Genomic DNA, 22,631 nt, shown 5'->3' on the forward strand with positions numbered 1-22,631 from the left:
ACGCACAGGTCCCGCAACGCCCGAGCCCAAGGGGAGCGACGATGGCAGCCAAGCCGCCCGCAGGCGATCCGATCCAGGACGCGCCCGAGGTCACACCCCCACAACATGCCGCGGCCGGACTGCCGGCCGTGGGGCATTCGCTGCGCATCGCCCAGCAGCAGATGGGGGTGCGCCGCACCGCGCTCACGCTGCTGCGCGTCAACCAGAAGAAGGGCTTCGACTGCCCCGGCTGCGCCTGGCCCGAGCCGGACAAGCGCCACGCGGCCGAGTTCTGTGAGAACGGGGCGAAGGCCGTCGCCGAGGAGGCCACCCTCCGCCGGGTCACCCCCGACTTCTTCGCCGCCCACCCGGTGGCCGACCTCGCCACCCGCAGCGGCTACTGGCTCGGCCAGCAGGGCCGGCTCACCCAGCCCATGTATCTGGACGAGGGCGCCGAGCGGTACGAGCCGGTGTCCTGGGACCGCGCCTTCGACATCATCGGCGACGAGCTGACCGCGCTCGACTCCCCCGACGAGGCGGTCTTCTACACCTCGGGCCGCACCAGCAACGAGGCGGCCTTCCTCTACCAGCTCTTCGCCCGCGAATTCGGCACCAACAACCTGCCCGACTGCTCCAACATGTGCCATGAGTCCTCCGGCTCGGCACTCACCGAAACCCTCGGCGTCGGTAAGGGCAGCGTGCTGCTCGAGGACCTCTACCAGGCCGACCTGATCATCGTGGCCGGGCAGAACCCGGGCACCAACCACCCGCGCATGCTCTCCGCCCTGGAGAAGGCCAAGGCCAACGGCGCGAAGATCATCTCCATCAACCCGCTGCCCGAGGCCGGTCTTGAGCGGTTCAAGAACCCGCAGAACGCACGCGGCCTCTCCGGCGTCGGCACCGCGCTCACCGATCTGTTCCTACAGATCCGGCTCGGCGGCGACCAGGCTCTCTTCCGCCTCCTCAACAAGCTCATCCTGGAGACCGAGGGAGCCACCGACGAGCAGTTCATCGGCGAGCACACCCACGGCTTCGAGGAGTTCGCCAAGGCCGCCCGCGACGCCGACTGGGACGAGACGCTGCGCGCCACCGGCCTCGACCGCGCCGACATCGACAGCGCGCTGCGCATGGTCCTCGACTCCAAGCGCACCATCGTGTGCTGGGCGATGGGTCTGACCCAGCACAAGCACTCGGTGCCCACCATCCGCGAGGTCGTCAACTTCCTGCTGCTGCGCGGCAATGTCGGCCGCCCCGGCGCCGGAGTCTGCCCGGTGCGCGGCCACAGCAATGTCCAGGGCGACCGCACCATGGGCATCTTCGAGCGCCCCGCCCCGGCCTTCCTCGACGCCCTGGAGCGCGAGTTCGGCTTCGCCCCGCCCCGCGAGCACGGCTTCGACGTCGTGCGGGCCATCCGCGCCCTGCGCGACGGCCAGGCGAAGGTCTTCTTCGCCATGGGCGGCAACTTCGTGGCGGCCTCCCCCGACACCGAGGTCACCGAGGGCGCGATGCGCGCCGCGCGGCTGACCGTCCATGTCTCCACCAAGCTCAACCGCTCCCATGTGGTCACCGGGGCGCGGGCGCTGATCCTGCCCACCCTCGGCCGCACCGAGCGCGATCTCCAGGGCGGCGGCCCGCAGTTCGTCACCGTCGAGGACTCCATGGGCATGGTGCACGCCTCCCGTGGGCGCCTGGAGCCCGCGAGCGCCCATCTGCTCTCCGAACCGGCCATCGTCTGCCGGCTGGCCCGCCGGGTGCTCGGCCCCGAAAGCCGCACCCCCTGGGAGGAGTTCGAGAAGGACTACGCGCGGATCCGCGACCGTATCGCCGCCGTCATCCCCGGCTTCGAGGACTTCAACACCCGGGTGAGCGACCCCTCCGGCTTCGCCCTGCCGCACGCCCCGCGCGACAGCCGCAGCTTCCCCACCACCACCGGTAAGGCCAACTTCACCGCGGCCCCCGTCGAGTACCCCACCGCGCCCGAGGGCCGGCTGCTGCTCCAGACCCTCCGCTCCCACGACCAGTACAACACCACCATCTACGGCCTGGACGACCGCTACCGCGGCATCAAGAACGGCCGCCGGGTGGTGCTGGTGCACCCCGAGGACGCCCAGGAGCTCGGGCTGGCCGACGGGAGCTACGCCGACCTGGTCAGCGAGTGGACGGACGGCGTCGAGCGGCGCGCCACCGGCTTCCGCGTGATCCACTACCCGACGGCGCGCGGCTGCGCCGCCTCGTACTACCCGGAGACCAACGTCCTGGTCCCGCTGGACGCCACCGCCGACACCAGCAACACCCCGGCGAGCAAGTCCGTGGTGATCCGCCTGGAACAGACACCCCCGGCCTAAGCGTTTGCTCAGTCGCCTGGTAAGAAGGTGGCCACCACAAGCAACTGAACGGAGCCGGTCCGATGGGCGAGCAGACCAGCGTGAAGTTCCCGCAGGAGGTCATCGACGAGTACGCGGCGCTCGGCGTGGATCTTCCCGCGCTGTTCTCCGCCGGGCACCTGGGCACCCGCATGGGCGTGCAGATCCTCGAAGCCTCCGCGGACCGCGTCGTGGCCACCATGCCGGTGGAGGGCAACACCCAGCCGTACGGCCTGCTGCACGGCGGCGCCTCCGCCGTGCTGGCCGAAACCCTCGGTTCGGTCGGCTCGATGCTCCACGGCGGCAGCGGGCGGATCGCGGTCGGCGTGGACCTCAACTGCACCCACCACCGGGGAGTGCGCTCCGGCCTGGTCACCGGCGTCGCCACCCCCGTCCACCGGGGCCGCTCCACCGCCACCTACGAGATCGTCATCAGCGATGAGCAGGACCGGCGGGTGTGCACCGCCCGCCTCACCTGCCTGCTGCGCGAGGTCGACGAGGCCGGTCAGGCCAAGACGGTCGCCGAGGTCACCGAGGCCAAGGAGCGCGGCGAAGCGTGACACAGGGGCGGGCCGGACGCCGACGTAACGCCCGCCGGGCCGGACGCCCCCGGGCGGCGTCCGGTGCCCCGCCTCCGGCCCTCGCGGCCCCGGCCGGTCCGGCCCCAGTGGCAGCCGCCGGTCCAGCCCTCGCACCCCCGGTCGGTCCGGTCCTCCCGCCCCGGCCGGTCCGGACCTCGCCGTAACGGCCCGCGTCATCACCGTTGTCCCTCCGGGAGGCCGGGTCTAGCGTGCCCCCCATGGGGGCAACGACCCGGGCGGGTTTCCGGCCCGCCACCGCCTGTGGCTGCGCTCTCGTACTCGCCGTGACACTGACCGGATGCGGCGGATCCGGTTCCGGCGACTCCGACAACTCTCGCGGCCCGGCTGGCAGTTCCCCGTCCGCGTCCCGTCCCGGCCCCAACAGCCCCACGCCACAGGCGCCTTCGCCCGTACGGATGTGCTCCGATCTCATCTCCTACTGGGCCGAACAGGACCTCGCGGGCAGCCGCTGGGCCGGGCTCGACTGGGAGCAGAAGGGGCTCTCCAACCAGCAGTACGAGATCTACGACGACATCGTCCACGCCGCGCGCGCCGAGCGGCGGCGGCATGGCACCCCGGCCGCCAAAGCGCTGATCAAGCGTCTGGCCGAGCGCCGCTGCGCGGCCGCGAACGGCGCCACCCACAGCTCCGAGAACTGGCGTCCACCAACCTGAGCCGCATCCGTCCGGCACCACCGCCACCCCACCGGGCCGACGCCGACAGTCGTAACACTCCGTAACACTGACGCAATATAAGATCGCACTTTCGCCACCCGCGGCGCCCCTGAACTCGATCTTTCCCCGCTCGTCCGCACACACCGGTTCGCGCATCGTTCACCAGTCCCCCGCACTCCTTAGCGGAACTGCAACTTCTCAGGATCCGGACCTAATGGTTGGATCAGATTCGCCCCATTCGTCCCTTACGTTCCGCTACACGGACATCCTGGGGTGACGCGCGTCATAACAAGACAGTCACATCATCGTCTGGACCTCTGCCACCGGTCGCGCCCCGCGCTTAGAGTCACAGCCAGTCACGGCCCCGTGGGGTGTACGCCGCACCCGCACGGCCATTCCAGGTTCATCCGGCGAGGACACGGCACCCCATGAACCCGGGGTGCCGGGCCAGCGAAAGGATTCCTCGTGCGACACCGTTCCTTGCTCATCATCACGACCGCGATCACTGCGGGAGCCCTGACCCTCAGCGCCTGCGGGTCGCGCGACAACAAAGACGACAGTGGCGGCAAGGACAGCAAGACCACCGTGGTCATCGGTGTCGACGCCCCGCTCACCGGCTCGCTGTCCGCCCTCGGCCAGGGCATCAAGAACTCCGTCGACCTCGCCGCGAAGGTGGCCAACAAGAACAACGAGGTCGACGGGGTCACCTTCAAGGTCAAGTCCTTCGACGACCAGGCCGTGCCCTCCTCCGGCAAGGCGAACGCGACCTCGATGGTCGACGACGAGGACATCCTCGGCGCGGTCGGGCCGCTCAACTCGGGCGTCGCCCAGTCCATGCAGGGCGTCTTCGACCGGGCCGACCTCGCCCAGGTCTCCCCCGCCAACACCAACCCGGCCCTCAGCCAGGGCGACGACTGGGCCTCGGGCAAGAAGACGCGCCCGTTCAAGACCTACTTCCGCACCGCCACCACCGACATCATCCAGGGCCGCTTCGCCGCGCAGTACTACTACAAGGACGCGAAGAAGCGGAAGGTCTTCGTCGTCGACGACAAGCAGGCGTACGGCAACGGCCTCGCCACCATCTTCGCCCAGGAGTTCCAGCGCCTCGGCGGCAAGGTCGTCGGCCGGGACCACCTGACCGTCAAGGAGACCGACTTCTCCGGCATCGCCAACAAGGTCAAGTCCACCGGCGCCGACTCCGTCTACTTCGGCGGCCAGTACCCCGAGGGCGGTCTGCTGTCCGACCAGGTCAAGCAGGCCGGCGCACAGGTCCCGATCATGGGCGGCGACGGCATCTACGACCCCGCCTTCATCAAGGCGTCGGGCACCAACAACGACGGTGACCTCGCCACCTCCGTCGGCTACCCGGTCGAGCAGCTCGACTCCGCCAAGACCTTCGTGAAGAACTACGGGGACCAGCACTACAAGGACCCGTACGCGGCCTACGGCGGCTACTCCTACGACGCCGGCTGGGCCATCATCCAGGCCGTCAAGGCCGTCGTCGAGGACAACGACGGCAAGCTCCCGGACGACGCCCGCGCCAAGGTCACCGAGGCGCTCGGCAAGGTCTCCTTCGACGGCGTCACCGGCAAGGTCTCCTTCGACAAGTACGGCGACACCACCAACAAGCAGCTCACCGTCTACAAGGTCACCAAGGGCGCCTGGAAGTCCGTGAAGAGCGAGACCTTCAAGGACTGACCCCAGGCGGCAATCCGCACACCCACGAAACGAATCCGCGCGAGGGCGTACACCATCGCCCTCGCGCGGCGTCATATCCGACACGCTCATCGGAGGCCCTGCGGTGCACGAACTGCCGCAAACGCTGGTCAACGGCCTGACCCTTGGCGCCCTCTACGGCTTGATCGCCATCGGGTACACCATGGTCTACGGCATCGTCCAGCTCATCAACTTCGCCCACGGCGAGATCTTCATGATCGGGGGCTTCGGGGCCCTCACCATCTACATCTGGCTGCCCAGCGGCACCGCGCTCTCCCTCGCCCTGCCCCTCATGCTGATCGGCGGCGTCATCGCCTCGGTCGCCATCGCCACCGCGGCGGAACGCTTCGCCTACCGGCCTCTGCGCGGCGGCCCCCGGCTCGCCCCCCTGATCACCGCGATCGGCCTGTCCATCGCACTCCAGCAGGCCGTCTGGGCCTTCTACCCCGACGCCAAGAAGCCCCGCAGCTTCCCGCAGTTCGAAGGCTCCTCGTTCGAGATCTTCAGCAATCTCCACATCCAGCGCGGCGACGCCTTCCTGCTCATAGCCGCCCCGGTGTGCATGCTCGCCCTCGGACTGTTCGTCTCCAAGAGCCGCGCCGGCCGCGCCATGCAGGCCACCGCACAGGACCCCGACACCGCCAAGCTCATGGGCATCAACACCGACCGCATCATCGTGATGGCCTTCGCCATCGGCGGTGCGTTCGCCGCCGTCGCCGCCCTCTCCCACGGGCTCAAATACGGCCAGATCAACTTCGAAATGGGCTTCATCGCCGGCCTCAAGGCGTTCACCGCCGCCGTGCTCGGCGGCATCGGCAACATCTACGGCGCCATGCTCGGCGGCGTCGTCCTCGGCATCGTCGAGGCCCTGGCCATCAAGTACATCCAGGACATCCCCGGGATGGACCAACTCGGCGGCGGCGCCTGGAAGGACGTATGGGCCTTCACCCTGCTCATCGTCGTCCTGCTGGTCAGGCCACAAGGTCTGCTCGGCGAACGCGTCGCGGACCGGGCGTGAGGGAGTGAACCGATGACCACCGACAAGACCCAGCCCACCCCCGTGAACGAGGCCGAGCCCGGCGCCACCGCGCCGCGCACCACCCTGCTCCGCGCCCTCACCGCGGCCGGCGGCGCCGCCGCCGTCGTCTCCACCTTCCTCGCCTGGACCTGGACCGCCGAATTCCCCGGCGATCTGACCGTCTACGGCTACCCCGGCGGACTCCAGCTCCTCACCCTCGTCCTCGGCATCGCCACCGCCGTCTTCGCGCTGGCCGCCCTCGGCCTGAAGGGCCTGCGCTGGCTCACCCCCAGCGGCTCCACCCAGGCCCTGCGGATGCTGGCCCTCGGCACCTTCGCCGTCACCTGGTTCACCGTCATCGCCATCGCCGTGGACCTGGACGGCCTGGTCAACCTGGAGCCCGGCGGCTGGATCGCCGCGGTGGTGACCGCCGCCCCCGTGGCCACCACCTTCCTGCTCCCGGACGACACCCGCCCCCTGTGCCGCCCCGAGAAGCTGCCCTCCTGGGCCGACATCCTGATCATCGCCGGCGTCTTCGCCCTCGGCCTCTACGTGGTCAACTACGGCATCCAGACCGACGCCGACCACCCCGAGCCGTTCATCGGCTACCTCATCGCCGTCGCGTTCGCCGCCGTCGCCCTCATCAAGGCCGGGCTCGTCAGCCGGATCAGCGAACTCACCAGCGCCTACCGCTCCACCACCCTGGTCGCGGCGCTGATCACCGCGATCGTCTTCCCCTTCTTCCAGGACAAGTCCAGCTTCACCGAACTCGGCGTCAACATCGCGATCTTCGCGACCGTCGCCCTCGGCCTGAACATCGTCGTCGGCCTCGCCGGCCTCCTCGACCTCGGATACGTCGCCTTCCTCGGCGTCGGCGCCTACACCGCCGCCCTGGTCTCCGGATCCACCGCCTCGACCATCGACGTCAAGTTCCCCTTCTGGGCCGCCGTCATCACCGGCGGCGTGGTCTCGCTGATCTTCGGCGTCGTCATCGGCGCCCCCACCCTGCGGCTGCGCGGCGACTACCTCGCCATCGTCACCCTCGGCTTCGGAGAGATCTTCCGTCTCGCCATGCTGAACCTCGACGGCACCTCAGGCCCCTCCGTCACCAACGGCCCCGACGGCATCCCCAACATCCCACCGCTGGAGATCTTCGGGTTCAACTTCAACGACGACCACAGCATCGGCGGGCTCAGCCTCGACTCCAACGGCAACTACTACCTGCTGATGCTGCTGGTCACCATCGTCGTCGTGCTGATCTTCAGCCGCGCGGGCAACTCCCGCATCGGCCGCGCCTGGGTCGCCATCCGCGAGGACGAGACCGCCGCCACCGCCATGGGCATCAACGGATTCCGGGTCAAGCTGGTCGCCTTCGCACTCGGCGCCACCCTCGCCGGAGTCGCCGGCGCCGTCTGGGCCCACTTCCAGTCCACCGTCGTCCCCGAGCAGTACGTCTTCGCCGGCCCCGTCCCGCCCAACTCCACCTTCCTGGTCGCCGCCGTCATCCTCGGCGGCATGGGCACCATCGGCGGCCCGCTGCTCGGCGCCACCCTGCTCTACCTGATCCCCAAGAAGCTGGAATTCCTCCAGGACTACCAGCTCCTCGCCTTCGGTATCGCACTCATCCTGCTGATGCGCTTCCGCCCCGAAGGGATCGTCCCCAACCGGCGGCAGCAGCTCGAATACCACGAGACCGGCCAGCTCGACGTCCCCGGCGCGACCGGACTCAAGGACGGTGCCGTCGGCGTCACCAAGGCGGAGGCATGACACAGATGACCACCACCACGACCTCCCCCGTGCTCACCGCCACCGGCGTCACCATGCGCTTCGGCGGGCTCACGGCCGTACAATCCGTCGATCTCGACGTCCACCCCGGCGAGATCGTCGGCCTCATCGGCCCCAACGGCGCAGGCAAGACCACCTTCTTCAACTGCCTCACCGGCCTCTACATCCCCACCGAGGGCAGCGTCGCCTACCAGGGCACCGTCCTGCCGCCCAAGCCCCACCTCGTCACCCAGGCAGGCATCGCCCGCACCTTCCAGAACATCCGGCTCTTCGCCAACATGACGGTCCTGGAGAACGTCCTCGTCGGCCGCCACACCCGCACCAAGGAGGGCCTGTGGTCGGCCCTCCTGCGCGGCCCCGGCTTCAAACGCGCCGAAGCCGCCTCCAAGGCCCGCGCCATGGAACTCCTGGAGTTCACCGGCCTCGCCGACAAGGCCGACCACCTCTCCCGCAACCTCCCCTACGGCGAACAGCGCAAGCTGGAGATCGCCCGCGCCCTCGCCAGCGACCCCGGACTGCTGCTCCTCGACGAACCCACCGCCGGAATGAACCCCCAGGAGACCCGCGCCACCGAGGAACTGGTCTTCGCCATCCGCGACCTGGGCACCGCCGTACTCGTCATCGAGCACGACATGCGCTTCATCTTCAACCTCTGCGACCGGGTCGCCGTCCTCGTCCAGGGCCAGAAGCTCATCGAGGGCACCTCCGAGGTCGTCCAGAGCGACGAGCGCGTCATCGCCGCCTACCTCGGCACCCCCTTCGAAGGCGCACCCGGCGCCGAGGAGGCCGCCGAGGTCGAGGCCGCGGAAGCCGGGGCCTCGGAGGCCGGAGCCACGACCGGCGCCCCGCAGGACGAGACCCAGCGGGGCACCACAGCACGTACGGAGGACGGACAGTGACCGCACTGCTCGAGGTCGAGGACCTGCGCGTCGCCTACGGCAAGATCGAGGCCGTCAAGGGCATCTCGTTCAACGTCGAGGCCGGCCAGGTCGTCACCCTCATCGGTACCAACGGCGCGGGCAAGACCACCACCCTGCGCACCCTGTCCGGCCTGCTCGAACCCCTCGGCGGGGAGATCCGCTTCGACGGCCAACCGCTGAAGGGCGTCCCCGCACACAAGATCGTCGCCCTGGGGCTGGCCCACTCGCCCGAGGGACGGCATATCTTCCCGCGGCTGTCGATCGCCGAGAACCTCCAGCTCGGAGCGTTCCTCCGGAAGGACGCGGACGGCATAGCCGCCGACATACAGAAGGCGTACGACCTCTTCCCCATCCTCGGCGAACGCCGCGCCCAGGCGGCCGGCACCCTCTCCGGCGGTGAGCAGCAGATGCTCGCGATGGGGCGCGCCCTGATGTCCCGCCCCAAGCTGCTGATGCTCGACGAGCCCTCGATGGGCCTCTCACCGATCATGATGCAGAAGATCATGCACACCATCGCCGAGCTCAAGTCCCAGGGCACGACGATCCTGCTGGTCGAACAGAACGCCCAGGCGGCCCTGTCACTGGCCGACCAGGGCCATGTGATGGAGATCGGCAAGATCGTGCTGTCGGGGACGGGGGACGCGCTGCTGCACGACGAGTCGGTGCGCAAGGCGTACCTCGGCGAGGACTGAGGGCTGAGGACCGGCAGCAACGGTAAGGGACCCGTACCGCCGACGCGGCGATACGGGCCCCTTCCGCTCGTCCCCTACTGCTCCTTGGCCTTCTTCTCCGCCGCGTCCTCGATAACGGCCTCGGCCACCTGCTGCATCGACAGCCGACGGTCCATCGAGGTCTTCTGGATCCAGCGGAAGGCGGCGGGCTCGGTCAGCCCGTACTGCGTCTGGAGAACACTCTTGGCCCGGTCGACCAGCTTGCGGGTCTCCAGCCGCTGGGAGAGGTCGGCGACCTCCTGCTCCAGGGTCTTCAGCTCGGTGAAGCGGGAGACGGCCATCTCGATGGCCGGGACCACATCGCTCTTGCTGAACGGCTTCACGAGATACGCCATCGCCCCGGCGTCCCGGGCCCGCTCGACCAGCTCGCGCTGGGAGAAGGCGGTCAGCATCAGGACGGGGGCGATACGGTCGGCCGCGATCCGCTCGGCGGCGGAGATGCCGTCGAGAACCGGCATCTTCACATCGAGGATGACGAGGTCGGGGCGGTGCTCCTGGGCGAGCGCGACAGCCGTCTCACCATCGCCCGCCTCGCCGACGACGGAGTACCCCTCCTCCTCGAGCATCTCCTTCAGGTCGAGGCGGATGAGCGCCTCGTCCTCGGCGATGACGACGCGGGTTGTCACCGGTGGAATATGCGACTGCTCGTCGACGGGCTCGGTGGCGCTCACGGGGCTCCTCGTTCCTGGCAGGTGCTGCACCTCGAGCCTACCTGCGAGACGAGATCGGCTCGCACACGGTAAGCTGTGCGCGCTACAACTCCTTGCCGGGTTGGTGGAAAGGTATACACGGAGGTCTCAAACACCTCTGCCCGAGAGGGCTTGCGGGTTCGAATCCCGCACCCGGTACTCATAGGTAAAAGCGGACGGTCACGTTCGCATGATTAGGGGCAAATTCACGGCGGCGCCACCCCCAGCGATGTAACGCTCTACACATGAGCGATTACAGTCCGTCCGTTCGCCATGACGCCGTGATGCTGATGCGGCGCGGTGTCGCCAATCGGGACGTGGCAGAACTCTTCGGAGTCCCTCGGGGCACCGTTGGCTGGTGGCGACACCAGGACCGAAAACAACGGGGCGAAGTCGCTATGCGTCCCACAGACTGCCCGAAATGCACCCGCCAGGAATTCGACCACGAGGCATACGCCTACCTCCTCGGTCTCTACCTCGGCGACGGTCACATCATCTCCAAGCCGAAGCAGCACCACCTGTCGCTTTTCTGTGCCGATGCCTGGCCCGGCTTGATCGATGAAGCCGAAGCCACCATGAAGGCGGTGATGGCGTTACCCAGTGTGAAGCGGCGGCAGAAGAAGGGCTGCGCCGAGGTGAAGTCGTACACGAAACACTGGACGTGCATGTTCCCTCAGCACGGGCCGGGGAAGAAGCACGACCGCGCCATAGCCCTGGAGCCGTGGCAACAGCAGATCGTCGATGAGTTCCCCTGGAAGTTCATCCGCGGGCTCTTCCACTCCGACGGCTGCCGGATCACCAACTGGACCACGAAGCTGGTCGGGGGCGAACGCAAGCGCTACGAATACCCCCGGTACTTCTTCGCCAACAAGTCCGACGACATCCGCAAGCTCTGCTCCGACACCCTCACCAAGGTCGGCGTCGAGTGGACCACGCTCGCGCGCGGGAGCGATCCGTTCAACATCTCCGTCGCCCGCCGTGCCTCCGTCGCCCTCATGGACAAGCACGTCGGGCCGAAGTACTGAGCCCAGTACTTCGGCCCCAAGGGAGCGAGGTTCGGCTACCTCAGGTCGTCCGCGCCGATGTAGTGGACGCGCACGAGGTTGGTGGAGCCGGAGACGCCGGGCGGGGAGCCGGCGGTGATGATGACGAGGTCGCCCTTGCGGCAGCGGCCGAGGCGCAGCAGTTCCTCGTCGACCTGGGCCACCATCTCGTCCGTGGAGTTGACCATCGGGCCGAGGAAGGTCTCGACGCCCCAGGTGAGGTTGAGCTGGGAGCGGGTGCCCGGGTCCGGGGTGAAGGCCAGGAGGGGGATCGGGGAGCGGTAGCGGGAGAGGCGGCGGACGGTGTCGCCGGACTGGGTGAAGGCGACGAGGAACTTCGCGCCGAGGAAGTCGCCCATCTCGGCCGCCGCGCGGGCCACCGCGCCGCCCTGGGTGCGGGGCTTGTTGCGCTCGGTGAGCGGGGGGAGGCCCTTGGCGAGGATGTCCTCCTCGGCGGCCTCGACGATGCGGCCCATCGTCTTGACCGTGACGATCGGGTACTTGCCGACGCTGGTCTCGCCGGAGAGCATCACCGCGTCCGTGCCGTCGATGATCGCGTTGGCGACGTCGGACGCCTCCGCGCGGGTGGGGCGGGAGTTGTCGATCATCGAGTCGAGCATCTGGGTCGCGACGATCACCGGCTTGGCGTTCCGCTTGGCCAGCTTGATCGCGCGCTTCTGGACCATCGGCACCTGCTCGAGCGGCATCTCCACGCCGAGGTCGCCGCGGGCGACCATGATGCCGTCGAAGGCGTCGACGATGCCCTCGAGGTTCTCGACCGCCTGCGGCTTCTCGATCTTGGCGATGACGGGGAGCCGGCGGTCCTCCTCGTCCATCACCCGGTGGACGTCCACGACGTCGTTGCCGTTGCGGACGAAGGAGAGGGCGATGACATCGGCGCCGATGCGCAGTGCCCAGCGCAGGTCCTCGATGTCCTTCTTGGACAGCGCGGGGACGGAGACGGCCACGCCGGGGAGGTTGAGCCCCTTGTGGTCGGAGATCATGCCGCCCTCGATGGCGATGGTGTGCACCCGGGGTCCGTCGATGTCGACGACCTCGAGGGTGACCCGTCCGTCGTCGACGAGGATCCGCTCACCCTTGCTGACGTCGCCGGCCAGCCCCTCGTAGGTGGTGCCGCAGCGGAACCGGTCGCCCTCGATGGGTTCGACGGTGATGATGAACTCGTCTCCGCGTTCAAGGAGTACGGGTCCTTCACGGAAGCGGCCGAGCCGAATCTTCGGACCTTGAAGGTCGGCGAGGATGCCGACGCTGCGGCCGGTTTCCAGCGAGGCTTTGCGCACTCGCCGATAACGCTCCTCGTGCTCGGCATAGGTGCCGTGGCTGAGGTTGAAGCGGGCCACATCCATTCCGGCTTCGATGAGTGCCTTGATCTGCTCGTACGAGTCGGTGGCGGGTCCCAAAGTACAGACGATTTTTGCTCGGCGCATGGTGTCGAGCCTATGACTTACCGGCGAGTAAAGAGCCCGGAACTTCACACTCCTCCATGGCCTTTGGATGGCGGGCTATTGACAACTAATGAAACGTGCAGCGGGGTGCTCCGATGAGCGTTTCGGGGGATGGCTTCAAGACTCGGAAGGAGGGCCCTCAGAGCTCGGGAGGGGTGATCGTAAAGCGCGCGTTGACATGCGCATACACCGTCTGGCGCTGCGGTTCGAGGTCGAGCGCGGCGACGGCGTCCCGGTCGGCGGGGCCACCGAAGGCGGACCGGCCGCGCGTGGTGGCGGCCACGGGCTGGAGCGGGCCCTGCTCCGCATCGAGGTCGGCCAGCTCGGTGAGCGCCACCAGCCGGGAGCCGAGCGCTCCGGCGTACTCGCGGGCCCGCTGCACCGCCTCCCGCACCGCCTGCTGCCGGGCCCGGCCGTGCGCGGGCGAGTCGGGGCGCAGCCCCCACCAGGGGCCGTCGACGCGGGTGAGGTCGAGGTCGGCGAGGCGGGTGGTGAGCTCGCCGAGGGCGGTGAAGTCGGTGAGGGTCGCGGTGAGGTGCACCCGGCCGTGGTAGGCACGTACGCGCTCATGGCGGCTCTTGGGGTTGATCTCGGGGGTGACCGAGAAGGCGCCGGTCTCCAGTTTCTCGACCGCTTCGCCGTAGGGCTTGACCAGCGCGAGGACCTGGTTGTTGCGCCGGGTGAGGTCGTCGAGTGCGGCGCGCCGGTCGGCGCCGCGGGCGCTGACGGTGATGGTGAGCCGGGCGATCTCGGGGTCGACCTCCAGCGTCGCCTCGCCGCGGACGGCGACGCGCGGGGTGTCGGGGGTGCCGTAGGGGACGGGGGCGGTCGGTACGGGGGCGGGGGCGGCGGGCTGCGGCGGCTGGCTGGGGTGGGCCGGCTGGTCCATGGCGGCTCCTGGTCGGGTGTGCGCGGGGTGGTGTCCGGAGCGTACGACGGCCGGGCCCTCGGCGGGGTGGGACGACCCGGCCGGGAAGATTCTGGTCTGACCGGCCCTCAAGAAGCACCGGCGGCAACCTGATCGCAACCTGCCGGGGGTGGTGCGGGGCGGTGCGGCTGGGCCAGAATCTACGCGCGTTGTGCTCATTTCGCAGGTATCTCGGAGGAGATCAGCCATGCCGCTCAACCGTCGGAAGTTCCTGGGCCGCACCGCGGCGACCAGTGCGGGGGCCGCCCTCGCCTCGGCCGCGGCCGCCGTCCCGGCCGAGGCGCGGGGTCACGGGCGCCCCCGGCGGCGGTACGCCTTCACCGTGATGGGCACGACCGATCTGCATGGCAACGTCTTCAACTGGGACTACTTCACCGACGCCGAGTTCGACGACACGGCGCACAACGATGTGGGCCTGGCGAAGATCTCCACGCTGGTCGATCAGGTCCGTAAGGAGAAGGGGCGCCGCAATACGCTGCTGATCGACGCGGGCGACACCATCCAGGGCACCCAGTTGTCGTACTACTACGCCAGGGTGGACCCGATCACCGGGGCGGACGGCCCGGTGCATCCCATGGCGCAGGCGATGAACGCGATCGGCTATGACGCGGCGGCGCTGGGCAATCATGAGTTCAACTACGGCATCCCGGTGCTGCGGAAGTTCGAGGAGCAGTGCGACTTCCCGCTGCTGGGGGCGAACGCGCTGGACGCGAAGACGCTGCGGCCCGCCTTCGCGCCGTACTGGATGACGCGGCTGCGCACTCCGTGCGGGCGGGATGTGAAGGTGGCGGTGCTGGGGCTGACCAATCCGGGCATCGCGATCTGGGACAAGGTCAATGTGCAGGGGAAGATGACCTTCCCGGGCCTGGAGGAGCAGGCCGCGAAGTGGGTGCCGCGGCTGCGGTCGATGGGCGCGGACGTGGTGATCGTCTCGGCGCATTCGGGGACCAGCGGCACCTCCAGCTACGGCGACCAGGTGCCGTATGTGGAGAACGCGGCGGCGCTGGTGGCCGAGAAGGTGGCGGGGATCGACGCGATTCTGGTGGGCCACGCGCATGTGGAGATCCCGGAGTCACGGGTGGTCAACAAGGAGACCGGGCGCGAGGTCGTGTTGTCGGAGCCGCTCAAGTGGGGTCAGCGGCTGACCCTCTTCGACTTCGAGCTGGAGTGGGAGCGGGGCCGCTGGCAGGTGGCGTCGGTGTCGGCGAAGGTGCTGAACTCCAACGCGGCCGAGGAGGATCCGCGGATCGTGCGGCTGCTCGGCGATGAGCACAAGAAGGTCGTCGGGTACGTCAACCAGGTCATCGGCACCTCGACGGCGGCGATGGCGGCGACCGAGGCCGCGTACAAGGACGTGCCGATCCTCGACTTCATCAACCATGTGCAGTCGGAGACGGTGAAGGCGGCGCTGGCGGGGACGGAGTACGCGGCGCTGCCGGTGCTCTCGCAGGCCTCCTGCTTCTCCCGTACGGCGTCGATCCCGGCCGGGGAGGTCACGATCCGGCAGGTGGCGGGGTTGTACCCGTTCGAGAACACGCTGGAGGCGCGGGTGCTGACCGGCGCACAGCTCAAGGAGTACCTGGAGTTCTCGGCGCGCTACTACGTGCGGACTCCGGCGGGCGGCGATGTGGACCCGTCGAAGCTGACGAACGCCGACAACACGCCCGACTACAACTACGACGCGGTCGGCGGCCTGACGTACGAGATCGACATCGCGAAGGCGCCGGGCTCGCGGATCGCGAAGCTGAGCTTCGACGGCAAGCCGATCGATGAGAAGGCGCAGTTCGTGCTGGCGGTGAACAACTACCGGGCGAGCGGCGGCGGCAACTTCCCGCATGTGGCCTCCGCGAAGCAGGTGTGGGCCAATTCGGAGGAGATCCGGAACACGATCATCGCCTGGGTCCAGGCGGAGAAGACCATCGATGTGTCGCGGTTCGCGTCGGTGGACTGGAAGCTGACCCGGGACGGCGCCCCGGTGTTCCCGGACGCCGGCTGAGAGACCGCCGTCCGGGAGGCGTCGTCCGGGGCTGTCGCGTCGGCGGCAGGCATGTCGTGGTGGTAGCCCTGCCACAGTTCCTCGACGTACTCGGGGTCGGCCGGGACGGGGTTGATGCGGAACGCGCCGAGGCCATCACATCCGGGTATGGGCGAGTCCGTTGCGCTGGTCGGGGAGGTGCGGGCCGCCGATGACGGTGCCGCACCGCCCCGACGGCTGGAGGCCGAAGGAGGTGAACGCGGTGCGGGACGGCAACTGATAGGCGGGTTCCGCGAGCAGCGAGTTGAGGATGACGGCGGAGCGCCAGGCGGCGAGGCCGAGATCGGGGGTGCCGACGCCATGGGTGTGGCGCTCGGCGTTCTGGACGTACACCGAGCCCTTGATCATGGGGTCGAGGACCAGGCGGTGGTCGGCGTCGATGCGCGGGCGCTCGGAGGCGTCCCGGCGGACGTAGGGGTCGAGGGCGGCGAGCAGGGTGTCGACGCGGCGCTCGCGGTAGCCGGTGGCGAGGACGACGGCCTCGGTGGTGTGGCGGGTGCGGGTGCCCTGTTCGGTGTGTTCCAGGTGGAGTTCGAGGCGGGCGGCGGCGATGCGGCCGGCGGTGCGGACGGTGACGCCGGGGGTGAGGACGGCGCCGGGCCAGCCGTCGGCGTGGAGGGCGCGGCGGTAGAGCTCGTGGTGGATGGCGTCGAGGGTCTCGTGGGCGATGCCCTTGTAGAGCTGCCACTGGCGGGGCAGCAGTTGGTCGCGGACGGGCTCGGGCAGGGCGTGGAAGTAGCGGGTGTAGTCGGGGCTGAACTGCTCCAGGCCGAGTTTGCTGTACTCCATGGGCGCGAAGGACGGGGTGCGGGCGAGCCAGTGGAGTCCTTCTGCGCCCAGCGGCCGGTGGCGCAGCAGGTCGAGGAAGACCTCGGCACCGGACTGGCCGGAGCCGATGACGGTGATGTGGCCGGTGGCCAGGAGCCGTTCGCGGTGTTCGAGGTAGTCGCAGGAGTGGAGGACGGGGACGTTGGGGGCGTCGGCGAGGGGGCGCAGGGGTTCGGGGACGTACGGTTCGGTGCCGACGCCGAGGACGAGGTTGCGGGCGTAGGCGCGGCCGAGGGCCCTGCCGCCCTCGTCGGCCCCGGTGAGGTGGGGCGCGTGGGCGTCGTCGGCCGGGCCGCCGAGCCGGGTGAAGTCGATTTCGAACAGCTCGTATTCGTGGTCCCAGCGGACGGCGTCGACGCGGTGGTCGAAGTGGAGTCCGGGAAGCTGTTCGCTGACCCAGCGGCAGTAGGCGTCGTATTCGGCGCGCTCGATGTGGAAGCGCTCGGCGACGTAGAAGGGGAAGAGCCGCTCATGGGCCTTGAGGTACTGGAGGAAGGTCCAGGGGCTGCCGGGGTCGGCGAGGGTGACCAGGTCGGCGAGGAAGGGGACTTGGATGGTGGCGCCGTCGATGAGCAGGCCGGGGTGCCAGTGGAAGGCGGGCCGCTGTTCGTAGCAGGCGGTGCGCAGGGCGGGGATGCCGTGGGCGAGGGCGGCGAGGGAGAGGTTGAACGGGCCGATGCCGATACCGGCCAGGTCCAGGGGCCGGTCGACGCCGTGGGCGGACCCGGCGGCGGGGGCGGGGGGTTGTTCGGTGCTCATGGGGTGGTGTGGCCTTCCACGAGTTCGAGCAGCCCGCGCAGATCGTCGGGCTGGGTGTGCGGGTTGAGAACGGTGACCTTGAGCCACAGCCCCTCGGGGGTGGCGGCGCGGCCGAGGACGGCCGTGCCGTGGTGGAGGAGGCGGCGGCGCAGCGCGGCGACGGCGGCGGGCGGTGCCCCGGTGGGGCGGAAGAGGACGGTGCTGATGGTGGGGCGGGCGTAGAGCTCGAGTCCGGGGCGGGCCTCGATGAGGTCGGCGAGGTGCTGGGCGGCCGTGCAGACGTGATCGACGAGGTGGCCGAGGCCGCGTCGGCCGAGTGCCCGCAGGGTGACGGCGATCTTGAAGATGTCGGGGCGGCGGGTGGTGCGGAAGGAGCGGCCGAGCAGGTCGGGCATCCCCGCTTCGGTGTCGTCGTCGGCGTTGAGGTATTCGGCCTGGTGGGCCAGCGGGGCGAGGGCGGCGCTGTCGGGGACGGCGAGGAGGCCGGCGGCGACCGGTTGCCAGCCGAGTTTGTGCAGGTCGAGGGCGACGGTAGGGGCCCGGTCGAGTCCGTGGAGCTGTTTGTGGAGGGTGTCGCTGAAGAGGAGGGGTGCGCCGTAGGCGGCGTCGATGTGGAGGGTGGCGGCGTGGTGGTCGCAGACGTCGGCGATATCGGGGAGCGGGTCGATGGCCCCGGTGTCGGTGGTGCCGGCGGTGGCGACGACGAGGGTGGGGGCGTCGGTGTCGGGCAGCCGGTCGAGGGCGGTGTGGAGCGCGGCCGGGTCGAGGACGCCGGTGGGGGTGGGGAGGGTGTGGGGCGCGGGCAGCCCGAGGAACCAGGCGGCGCGGTGGATGCTGTGGTGGGCGTTGCCGCCGCAGATGATCCGCAGGGGTCTGCCGACGCCGCCCGCGGCTTCGCGGGCGAGGAGCAGCGCGAGCTGGTTGGACTCGGTGCCGCCGGTGGTGACGAGCGCGTCGGGGGCGGGGCCGTGGGGGTGGACGAGCTCGGCCAGGGCGCGGCAGGTCAGGGCCTCCAGTGCGCAGGCGGCGGGGGCCTGGTCCCAGGAGTCGAGGGAGGGGTTGAGCGCGGACACCGCGAGGTCGGCGGCGGCGGCCACGGCGAGCGGCGGGCAGTGCAGATGGGCGGTGCAGCGCGGGTCGGCGGGGTCGGCCGCGCCATGGGTGAGGGCGCGGACGAGAGTGCGCAGCGCGTGGTGGGGCCCCTCCCCCTCGTCGGGGATGAGCGGCCGGGCCGCACCGCGTATCCGCCGGTCCACCGCGGCCGGGCCCCCGGCCGGGAGTGGCCCGCCGCGGTCGGCGGCCCCGTGGGCGAGGGCGTCGAGGACGGTGTCGACCATCGGGCGGAGCGCGCCCGGTCCGCCATGGCCCCCGGCGAGGAGGCGGGCGGTTCCGGATGCGGGCACGGGCATGGGTGTGCCCCTAGGGGGTGTCTGGGAGTCGGGCAGGTGGCAGCGGTCCAGCGGCGGTCAGGGCTGCCCAAACTACTTCGCACACCAGCGCTCCGGTCCGGGGTCCGCGGGAAGTGCACCCATACGTGGTACGGCCCGGTCACCCGGATTGATCCGCCCGCCCGGCTACTCGATATACCCGGTGTCGGGGTCCACCTGGCCGAGGAACTCCCGTGCGGAGTCCTCCAGTTGCCGTGTGCTGAGGGATTCGGCTCCATGGACCCGGGTGGTGAAGCCGTAGTCGGGGTTCGGCCCGGTCAGCCAGGTGAAGTCGTAGGTTCCGGGTTCGTCGGGACGCTCGGCGACTTCGAACCTCTCCCCGTCGACGGTCAAGGTCCGCTCAAGAGTTTCTCGATCCATACCCGTCAGTCTGCCCCCTGCCCGAACGGGCGCTGATACCCGCCCGATCCAGGCGGTGCGCGGTTCGGCGGGCGTCGTTCAAGAGCTCGGAACTGTCGGCGACAGGCCGGCCGGAATGGACGTGTTCCCGCCCGGCGACCATGACCGTCTCGACGTGCGAGCGGTCCATATGAAGGACGACGGTGCTGTACGGGTCGTGGACGGGGGCCACATCAGGCTGGTCGGCACGCAGGACCAGGAGGTCGGCCTGCTTGCCGGGGGTGAGGGAGCCGGTGCGGTCGGCCAGGCCCAGGAAGCGGGCGCCGTCGAGGGTGGCCATGCGCAGGATGTCGTGGACCGTGACTCCGGTGGAGGCTCCGTCGGAGTGCTGGGCATGTCGGCCCGCCTGGTAGGCGGCGCGCCGCCTCTGGCCAGGAGGGTCGTGAAGGGGTCTTGGTCACGTCGCGAGGGCTGTGTCCCCAGCCCATCGGACGACAGCCCGAGCTGAGCAAGGCCAAGACGCCCCGGCCCGGCGGACAGCCTCCCTCGGCGGTGCTGGTCGTCAGCGGAACAACCCGGACGGCGCTCCGGTGGAACAGCGCGCCGTCCGGCTCCTGTTCAGGTGGTGAGGGCGAACTGGAGCCGGGACGGCGGGGTCCCTCCGGGCGGCGGTGGTTACTCCCCCTGCTTCTCCCGTACGCGCAGGGCGCGGCGGAGGTCGTCGAGCTGGTCGGCCAGGCGGCGGCTCAGGGTGGGCAGGGCGTCGGGGTTGGCGAGGCATTCCTCGCCTCGTCGCAGGGTTTCGGCGTCCACGGTGCTCGGGAAGCCGAAGCGGGCGACGGTGTCGGCGATGGCGGGGCCGCGGCGGGTGCCCAGGGTGACGGCGGCCGGGAAGTAGCGCGGCACATAGTCGGCGAGGACGTCGTGGTGCTCGGGCTGCCAGAAGCCGGCGACGGTCGCGGTGACCAGGTAGTTGGAGAGCTCGGGCCCCTGGCCGTCCGTTTCAGGGCCGAAGAGGGTCTGCCACGCGGCCTCCTTGGCGGTGGCATCGGGCAGGGCGGCCCGGCAGCGGGCGGCGCCCTCCTGGCCGGTGGCGCTGGAGTCGCGGGCGAGTTCGGCGTCGATCCGGGCCGGGCCGACGGCGCCGAGGACGGCGAGCCGGCCGAGGATCTGCCAGCGCAGTTCGGGGTCGAGGGCGGGGCCCCCGGGGACGGTGTCGCCGTCGAGCCAGTCGGTGAGCTCGGCGGGGTCGGTGGCGCTGCCGATGAAGGTGCGCACGGCGGCGAGCCGCAGCCCGGCGCCGGTGCCGTCCTCGGTGCGGCGCAGCAGATCGCGGCAGGTGGCGCGGATGGTGGCCAGGGCGGCGGGGCGCCGGTCGGCGGGCAGGTAGCGGTCGGCGATCTGGGTGCGGGCGAAGGCGAGGACGCCCTGGACGATCGCTATGTCGGTCTCGTGCGGCAGATGGGCGCGGGCGGCCTCGAGGAAGTCGGCGGGCGGCAGGTCGCCGTCGCGGACCATGTCGCGGGCGGCGTTCCAGACCACGGCGCGGCTGACGGCGTCGGGGAGGCCGGACAGGGCGCGGTGGACGGCCTTCCAGGAGCCGGGGTCGAGCCGGATCTTGCTGTAGGTGAGGTCGCCGTCGTTGAGGAGCAGCAGATCGGGGCGGGGCCCGGTGAAGGAGAGGCTGAGGACGGGCTCGGCGCCATCGAGCTCGGCCTCGACGCGTTCGCGCAGGACCAGTTGGTGCGGGGCGGCGGGCGCGTGGTCGTAGAGGCCGATGGCGATGCGGTGCGGGCGGCGGGTGTGGGCGTCGCCGTCCGGGCCACCGCCCTGGTGGCGGATCTCGGCGCTCCAGCGGTCGCCGTTCGCGGTGACGACGGGGGCGAGGGTGTCGACGCCGGTGGTGCGCAGCCAGCGGTCGGCCCAGGCGTGGACGTCACGGCCGGAGGAGCGGGCGAGGGAGTCGATGAAGTCGGCGAGGGTGGCGTTGCCGAAGCGGTGCCGGGTGAAGTGGTCGTTGATGCCGTCGAGGAACGTCTTCTCGCCGAGCCAGGTGACGAGCTGGCGCAGCGCGGAGGCGCCCTTGGCGTAGGAGATGCCGTCGAAGTTGAGCCGGGCGGCGGCGGTGTCGGGGACCAGCTCGGGCGTGGGGGCGACCGGGTGGGTGGAGGGGCGCTGGTCGGCGTCGTAGCCCCAGTTCTTGCGGCGGACGCCGAAGTCGGCCCAGGTGTCGGTGTAGCGGGTGGTCTCGGTGAGGATCTGGTAGCCCATGTACTCGGCGAAGGACTCGTTCAGCCAGATGTCGTCCCACCACTTCATGGTGACGAGGTCGCCGAACCACATATGGGCCATCTCATGGGCGATGACCATGGCGCGGGTCTGGCGCTCGGCGTCGGTGACGGCGGAGCGGAAGACGAATTCGTCGCGGAAGGTGACCAGGCCCGGGTTCTCCATGGCGCCGGAGTTGAATTCGGGGACGAACGCCTGGTCGTAGGAGTCGAAGGGGTACGGCTCCTCGAAGATCTCGTGGTAGCGGTCGAAGCAGCGCCGGGTGATGTCGAACAGCTCGTCGGCGTCGGCCTCGAGATAGGGCGCGAGGGAGCGGCGGACATGCAGCCCGAAGGGGAGCCCGGCGTGCTCGGTGCGCACCGAGTGGTACGGGCCGGCGGCCAGCACCATCAGATACGTGCTGATGGGCGGGGTGGGCGCGAGCTGCCAGCGGCCCTCCTCGGGGGCGCCGACGCGGGTGGCGATGCCGTTGCCGAGGACGGTCCACTGGGGCGGGGCGGTGACGCGGACGTCGAAGACGGCCTTGAGGTCGGGCTGGTCGAACGCGGCGAAGACATCGTTCGCGTCCGCCATGCAGCACATGGTGTAGAGGTACGTCTCGCCGTCGGCGGGGTCGGTGAAGCGGTGCATGCCCTCGCCGGTGTGGGAGTAGCGCATATCCGTCTCGACGCGCAGCTCGTGCTCGCCCTCGGTGAGGCCGGTGAGCGGAAGCCGGCCCTCCGCGAGCGCCTCGGCGGTGTCGCCGGTGAGGTCGAGCTCGCGGCCGTCCAGTACGGCACGGTGGACCGCGGCCGGCGCGAGCTCGGCGAAGGTGTCCGCGCCCGCCTGGCGCGCGCTGAAGCGGATGGTCGTGGTGGAGCCGAAGAGCTCCTCCCCGCGAGTGAGGTCCAGGTCGATGGTGTAGCGATGGACCTCGATGAGGCGGGCTCGGATCTGCGCTTCCTCGCGCGTCAGTACGGACATGGGGACATGCTGCCCTACGTGCGGCGGGCCGCACACGGGTGGGAAGTGGTCGACCGGGGCGGACGGCCGTACGGGCG

General features: G+C 70.1%; 17 protein-coding genes, 1 tRNA gene and 1 pseudogene. 11 read left to right on the forward strand and 8 right to left on the reverse strand.

Features of this window, described 5'->3' with window-relative positions; all coding sequences use genetic code 11:
- Window positions 1–41: 41 nt before the first annotated feature.
- The 8 genes from ACK1X7_RS13905 to ACK1X7_RS13940 all read left to right on the forward strand — a co-directional run bounded on the left by ACK1X7_RS13905 (window position 42) and on the right by ACK1X7_RS13940 (window position 9,728).
- Complete coding sequence (locus ACK1X7_RS13905; RefSeq protein ID WP_385154680.1) at window positions 42–2,324, forward strand: FdhF/YdeP family oxidoreductase; 2,283 nt, start codon at window positions 42–44, stop codon at window positions 2,322–2,324.
- Window positions 2,325–2,386: 62 nt separating this feature from the next.
- Entirely contained in the window at window positions 2,387–2,902 is a 516-nt protein-coding gene (locus ACK1X7_RS13910) for a hotdog fold thioesterase (protein ID WP_119986987.1), read from the forward strand.
- A gap of 437 nt (window positions 2,903–3,339) precedes the next feature.
- Window positions 3,340–3,597, forward strand: a complete 258-nt coding sequence (locus ACK1X7_RS13915) for a hypothetical protein (RefSeq protein WP_385154674.1) — start codon at window positions 3,340–3,342, stop codon at window positions 3,595–3,597.
- 465 nt (window positions 3,598–4,062) lie between these two features.
- Complete coding sequence (locus ACK1X7_RS13920; RefSeq protein ID WP_385154671.1) at window positions 4,063–5,295, forward strand: branched-chain amino acid ABC transporter substrate-binding protein; 1,233 nt, start codon at window positions 4,063–4,065, stop codon at window positions 5,293–5,295.
- Window positions 5,296–5,398: 103 nt separating this feature from the next.
- Window positions 5,399–6,331 (forward strand): branched-chain amino acid ABC transporter permease, encoded by a 933-nt coding sequence (locus ACK1X7_RS13925; protein ID WP_059144968.1) that lies wholly within the window; start codon window positions 5,399–5,401, stop codon window positions 6,329–6,331.
- Between the two features lie 12 nt (window positions 6,332–6,343).
- Window positions 6,344–8,098 (forward strand): branched-chain amino acid ABC transporter permease, encoded by a 1,755-nt coding sequence (locus ACK1X7_RS13930; protein WP_390792966.1) that lies wholly within the window; start codon window positions 6,344–6,346, stop codon window positions 8,096–8,098.
- Entirely contained in the window at window positions 8,095–9,015 is a 921-nt protein-coding gene (locus tag ACK1X7_RS13935; RefSeq protein ID WP_385144912.1) for an ABC transporter ATP-binding protein, read from the forward strand. The genes ACK1X7_RS13930 and ACK1X7_RS13935 overlap by 4 nt, the downstream gene beginning before the upstream one ends.
- Window positions 9,012–9,728 carry an ABC transporter ATP-binding protein gene (locus tag ACK1X7_RS13940; protein ID WP_383143501.1) on the forward strand — a complete coding sequence of 239 codons (717 nt, stop codon included), beginning with the start codon at window positions 9,012–9,014 and terminating at the stop codon, window positions 9,726–9,728. The genes ACK1X7_RS13935 and ACK1X7_RS13940 overlap by 4 nt, the downstream gene beginning before the upstream one ends.
- 74 nt (window positions 9,729–9,802) lie before the next feature.
- Here ACK1X7_RS13940 and ACK1X7_RS13945 read toward each other — a convergent pair whose 3' ends face one another.
- A complete protein-coding gene (locus ACK1X7_RS13945) occupies window positions 9,803–10,438 on the reverse strand; it encodes an ANTAR domain-containing response regulator (protein WP_413115132.1) in 636 nt (211 codons plus the stop codon).
- A gap of 94 nt (window positions 10,439–10,532) precedes the next feature.
- On the opposite strand from ACK1X7_RS13945, the gene ACK1X7_RS13950 reads away from it, so the two are divergent.
- Window positions 10,533–10,615 (forward strand) — tRNA-Leu (locus ACK1X7_RS13950).
- A gap of 86 nt (window positions 10,616–10,701) precedes the next feature.
- Window positions 10,702–11,481 carry a helix-turn-helix domain-containing protein gene (locus tag ACK1X7_RS13955; RefSeq protein WP_361496165.1) on the forward strand — a complete coding sequence of 260 codons (780 nt, stop codon included), beginning with the start codon at window positions 10,702–10,704 and terminating at the stop codon, window positions 11,479–11,481.
- Window positions 11,482–11,516: 35 nt separating this feature from the next.
- Here ACK1X7_RS13955 and pyk read toward each other — a convergent pair whose 3' ends face one another.
- A complete protein-coding gene (gene pyk / locus ACK1X7_RS13960) occupies window positions 11,517–12,947 on the reverse strand; it encodes a pyruvate kinase (RefSeq protein WP_390792962.1) in 1,431 nt (476 codons plus the stop codon).
- A 157-nt stretch (window positions 12,948–13,104) separates the two neighbouring features.
- Window positions 13,105–13,854 carry an SIMPL domain-containing protein gene (locus tag ACK1X7_RS13965; protein WP_385144920.1) on the reverse strand — a complete coding sequence of 250 codons (750 nt, stop codon included), beginning with the start codon at window positions 13,852–13,854 and terminating at the stop codon, window positions 13,105–13,107.
- 226 nt (window positions 13,855–14,080) lie between these two features.
- Between ACK1X7_RS13965 and ACK1X7_RS13970 the strand changes: the two genes are divergently transcribed.
- Window positions 14,081–15,889, forward strand: coding sequence for a bifunctional metallophosphatase/5'-nucleotidase (locus tag ACK1X7_RS13970; RefSeq protein WP_385144922.1), 1,809 nt, complete (start codon window positions 14,081–14,083; stop codon window positions 15,887–15,889).
- 135 nt (window positions 15,890–16,024) lie between these two features.
- Here ACK1X7_RS13970 and ACK1X7_RS13975 read toward each other — a convergent pair whose 3' ends face one another.
- The 5 genes and pseudogenes from ACK1X7_RS13975 to pepN all read right to left on the reverse strand — a co-directional run bounded on the left by ACK1X7_RS13975 (window position 16,025) and on the right by pepN (window position 22,554).
- A complete protein-coding gene (locus tag ACK1X7_RS13975) occupies window positions 16,025–17,515 on the reverse strand; it encodes a lysine N(6)-hydroxylase/L-ornithine N(5)-oxygenase family protein (RefSeq protein WP_390792961.1) in 1,491 nt (496 codons plus the stop codon).
- Window positions 17,512–18,924 (reverse strand): pyridoxal phosphate-dependent decarboxylase family protein, encoded by a 1,413-nt coding sequence (locus ACK1X7_RS13980; protein WP_385144926.1) that lies wholly within the window; start codon window positions 18,922–18,924, stop codon window positions 17,512–17,514. Before ACK1X7_RS13980 ends, ACK1X7_RS13975 begins: the two co-directional genes overlap by 4 nt.
- 165 nt (window positions 18,925–19,089) lie before the next feature.
- A complete protein-coding gene (locus ACK1X7_RS13985; protein ID WP_385144928.1) occupies window positions 19,090–19,323 on the reverse strand; it encodes a hypothetical protein in 234 nt (77 codons plus the stop codon).
- Window positions 19,304–19,687: pseudogene (locus ACK1X7_RS13990) on the reverse strand (amidohydrolase family protein); the annotation flags it as partial. The gene ACK1X7_RS13985 and the pseudogene ACK1X7_RS13990, both read right to left, overlap by 20 nt.
- Window positions 19,688–19,977: 290 nt before the next feature.
- Window positions 19,978–22,554, reverse strand: a complete 2,577-nt coding sequence (gene pepN / locus ACK1X7_RS13995; protein ID WP_390792960.1) for an aminopeptidase N — start codon at window positions 22,552–22,554, stop codon at window positions 19,978–19,980.
- Window positions 22,555–22,631: the final 77 nt, after the last annotated feature.

Source organism: Streptomyces sp. CY-1 (genome assembly GCF_047218265.1).
Lineage (GTDB): Bacteria > Actinomycetota > Actinomycetes > Streptomycetales > Streptomycetaceae > Streptomyces > Streptomyces niphimycinicus.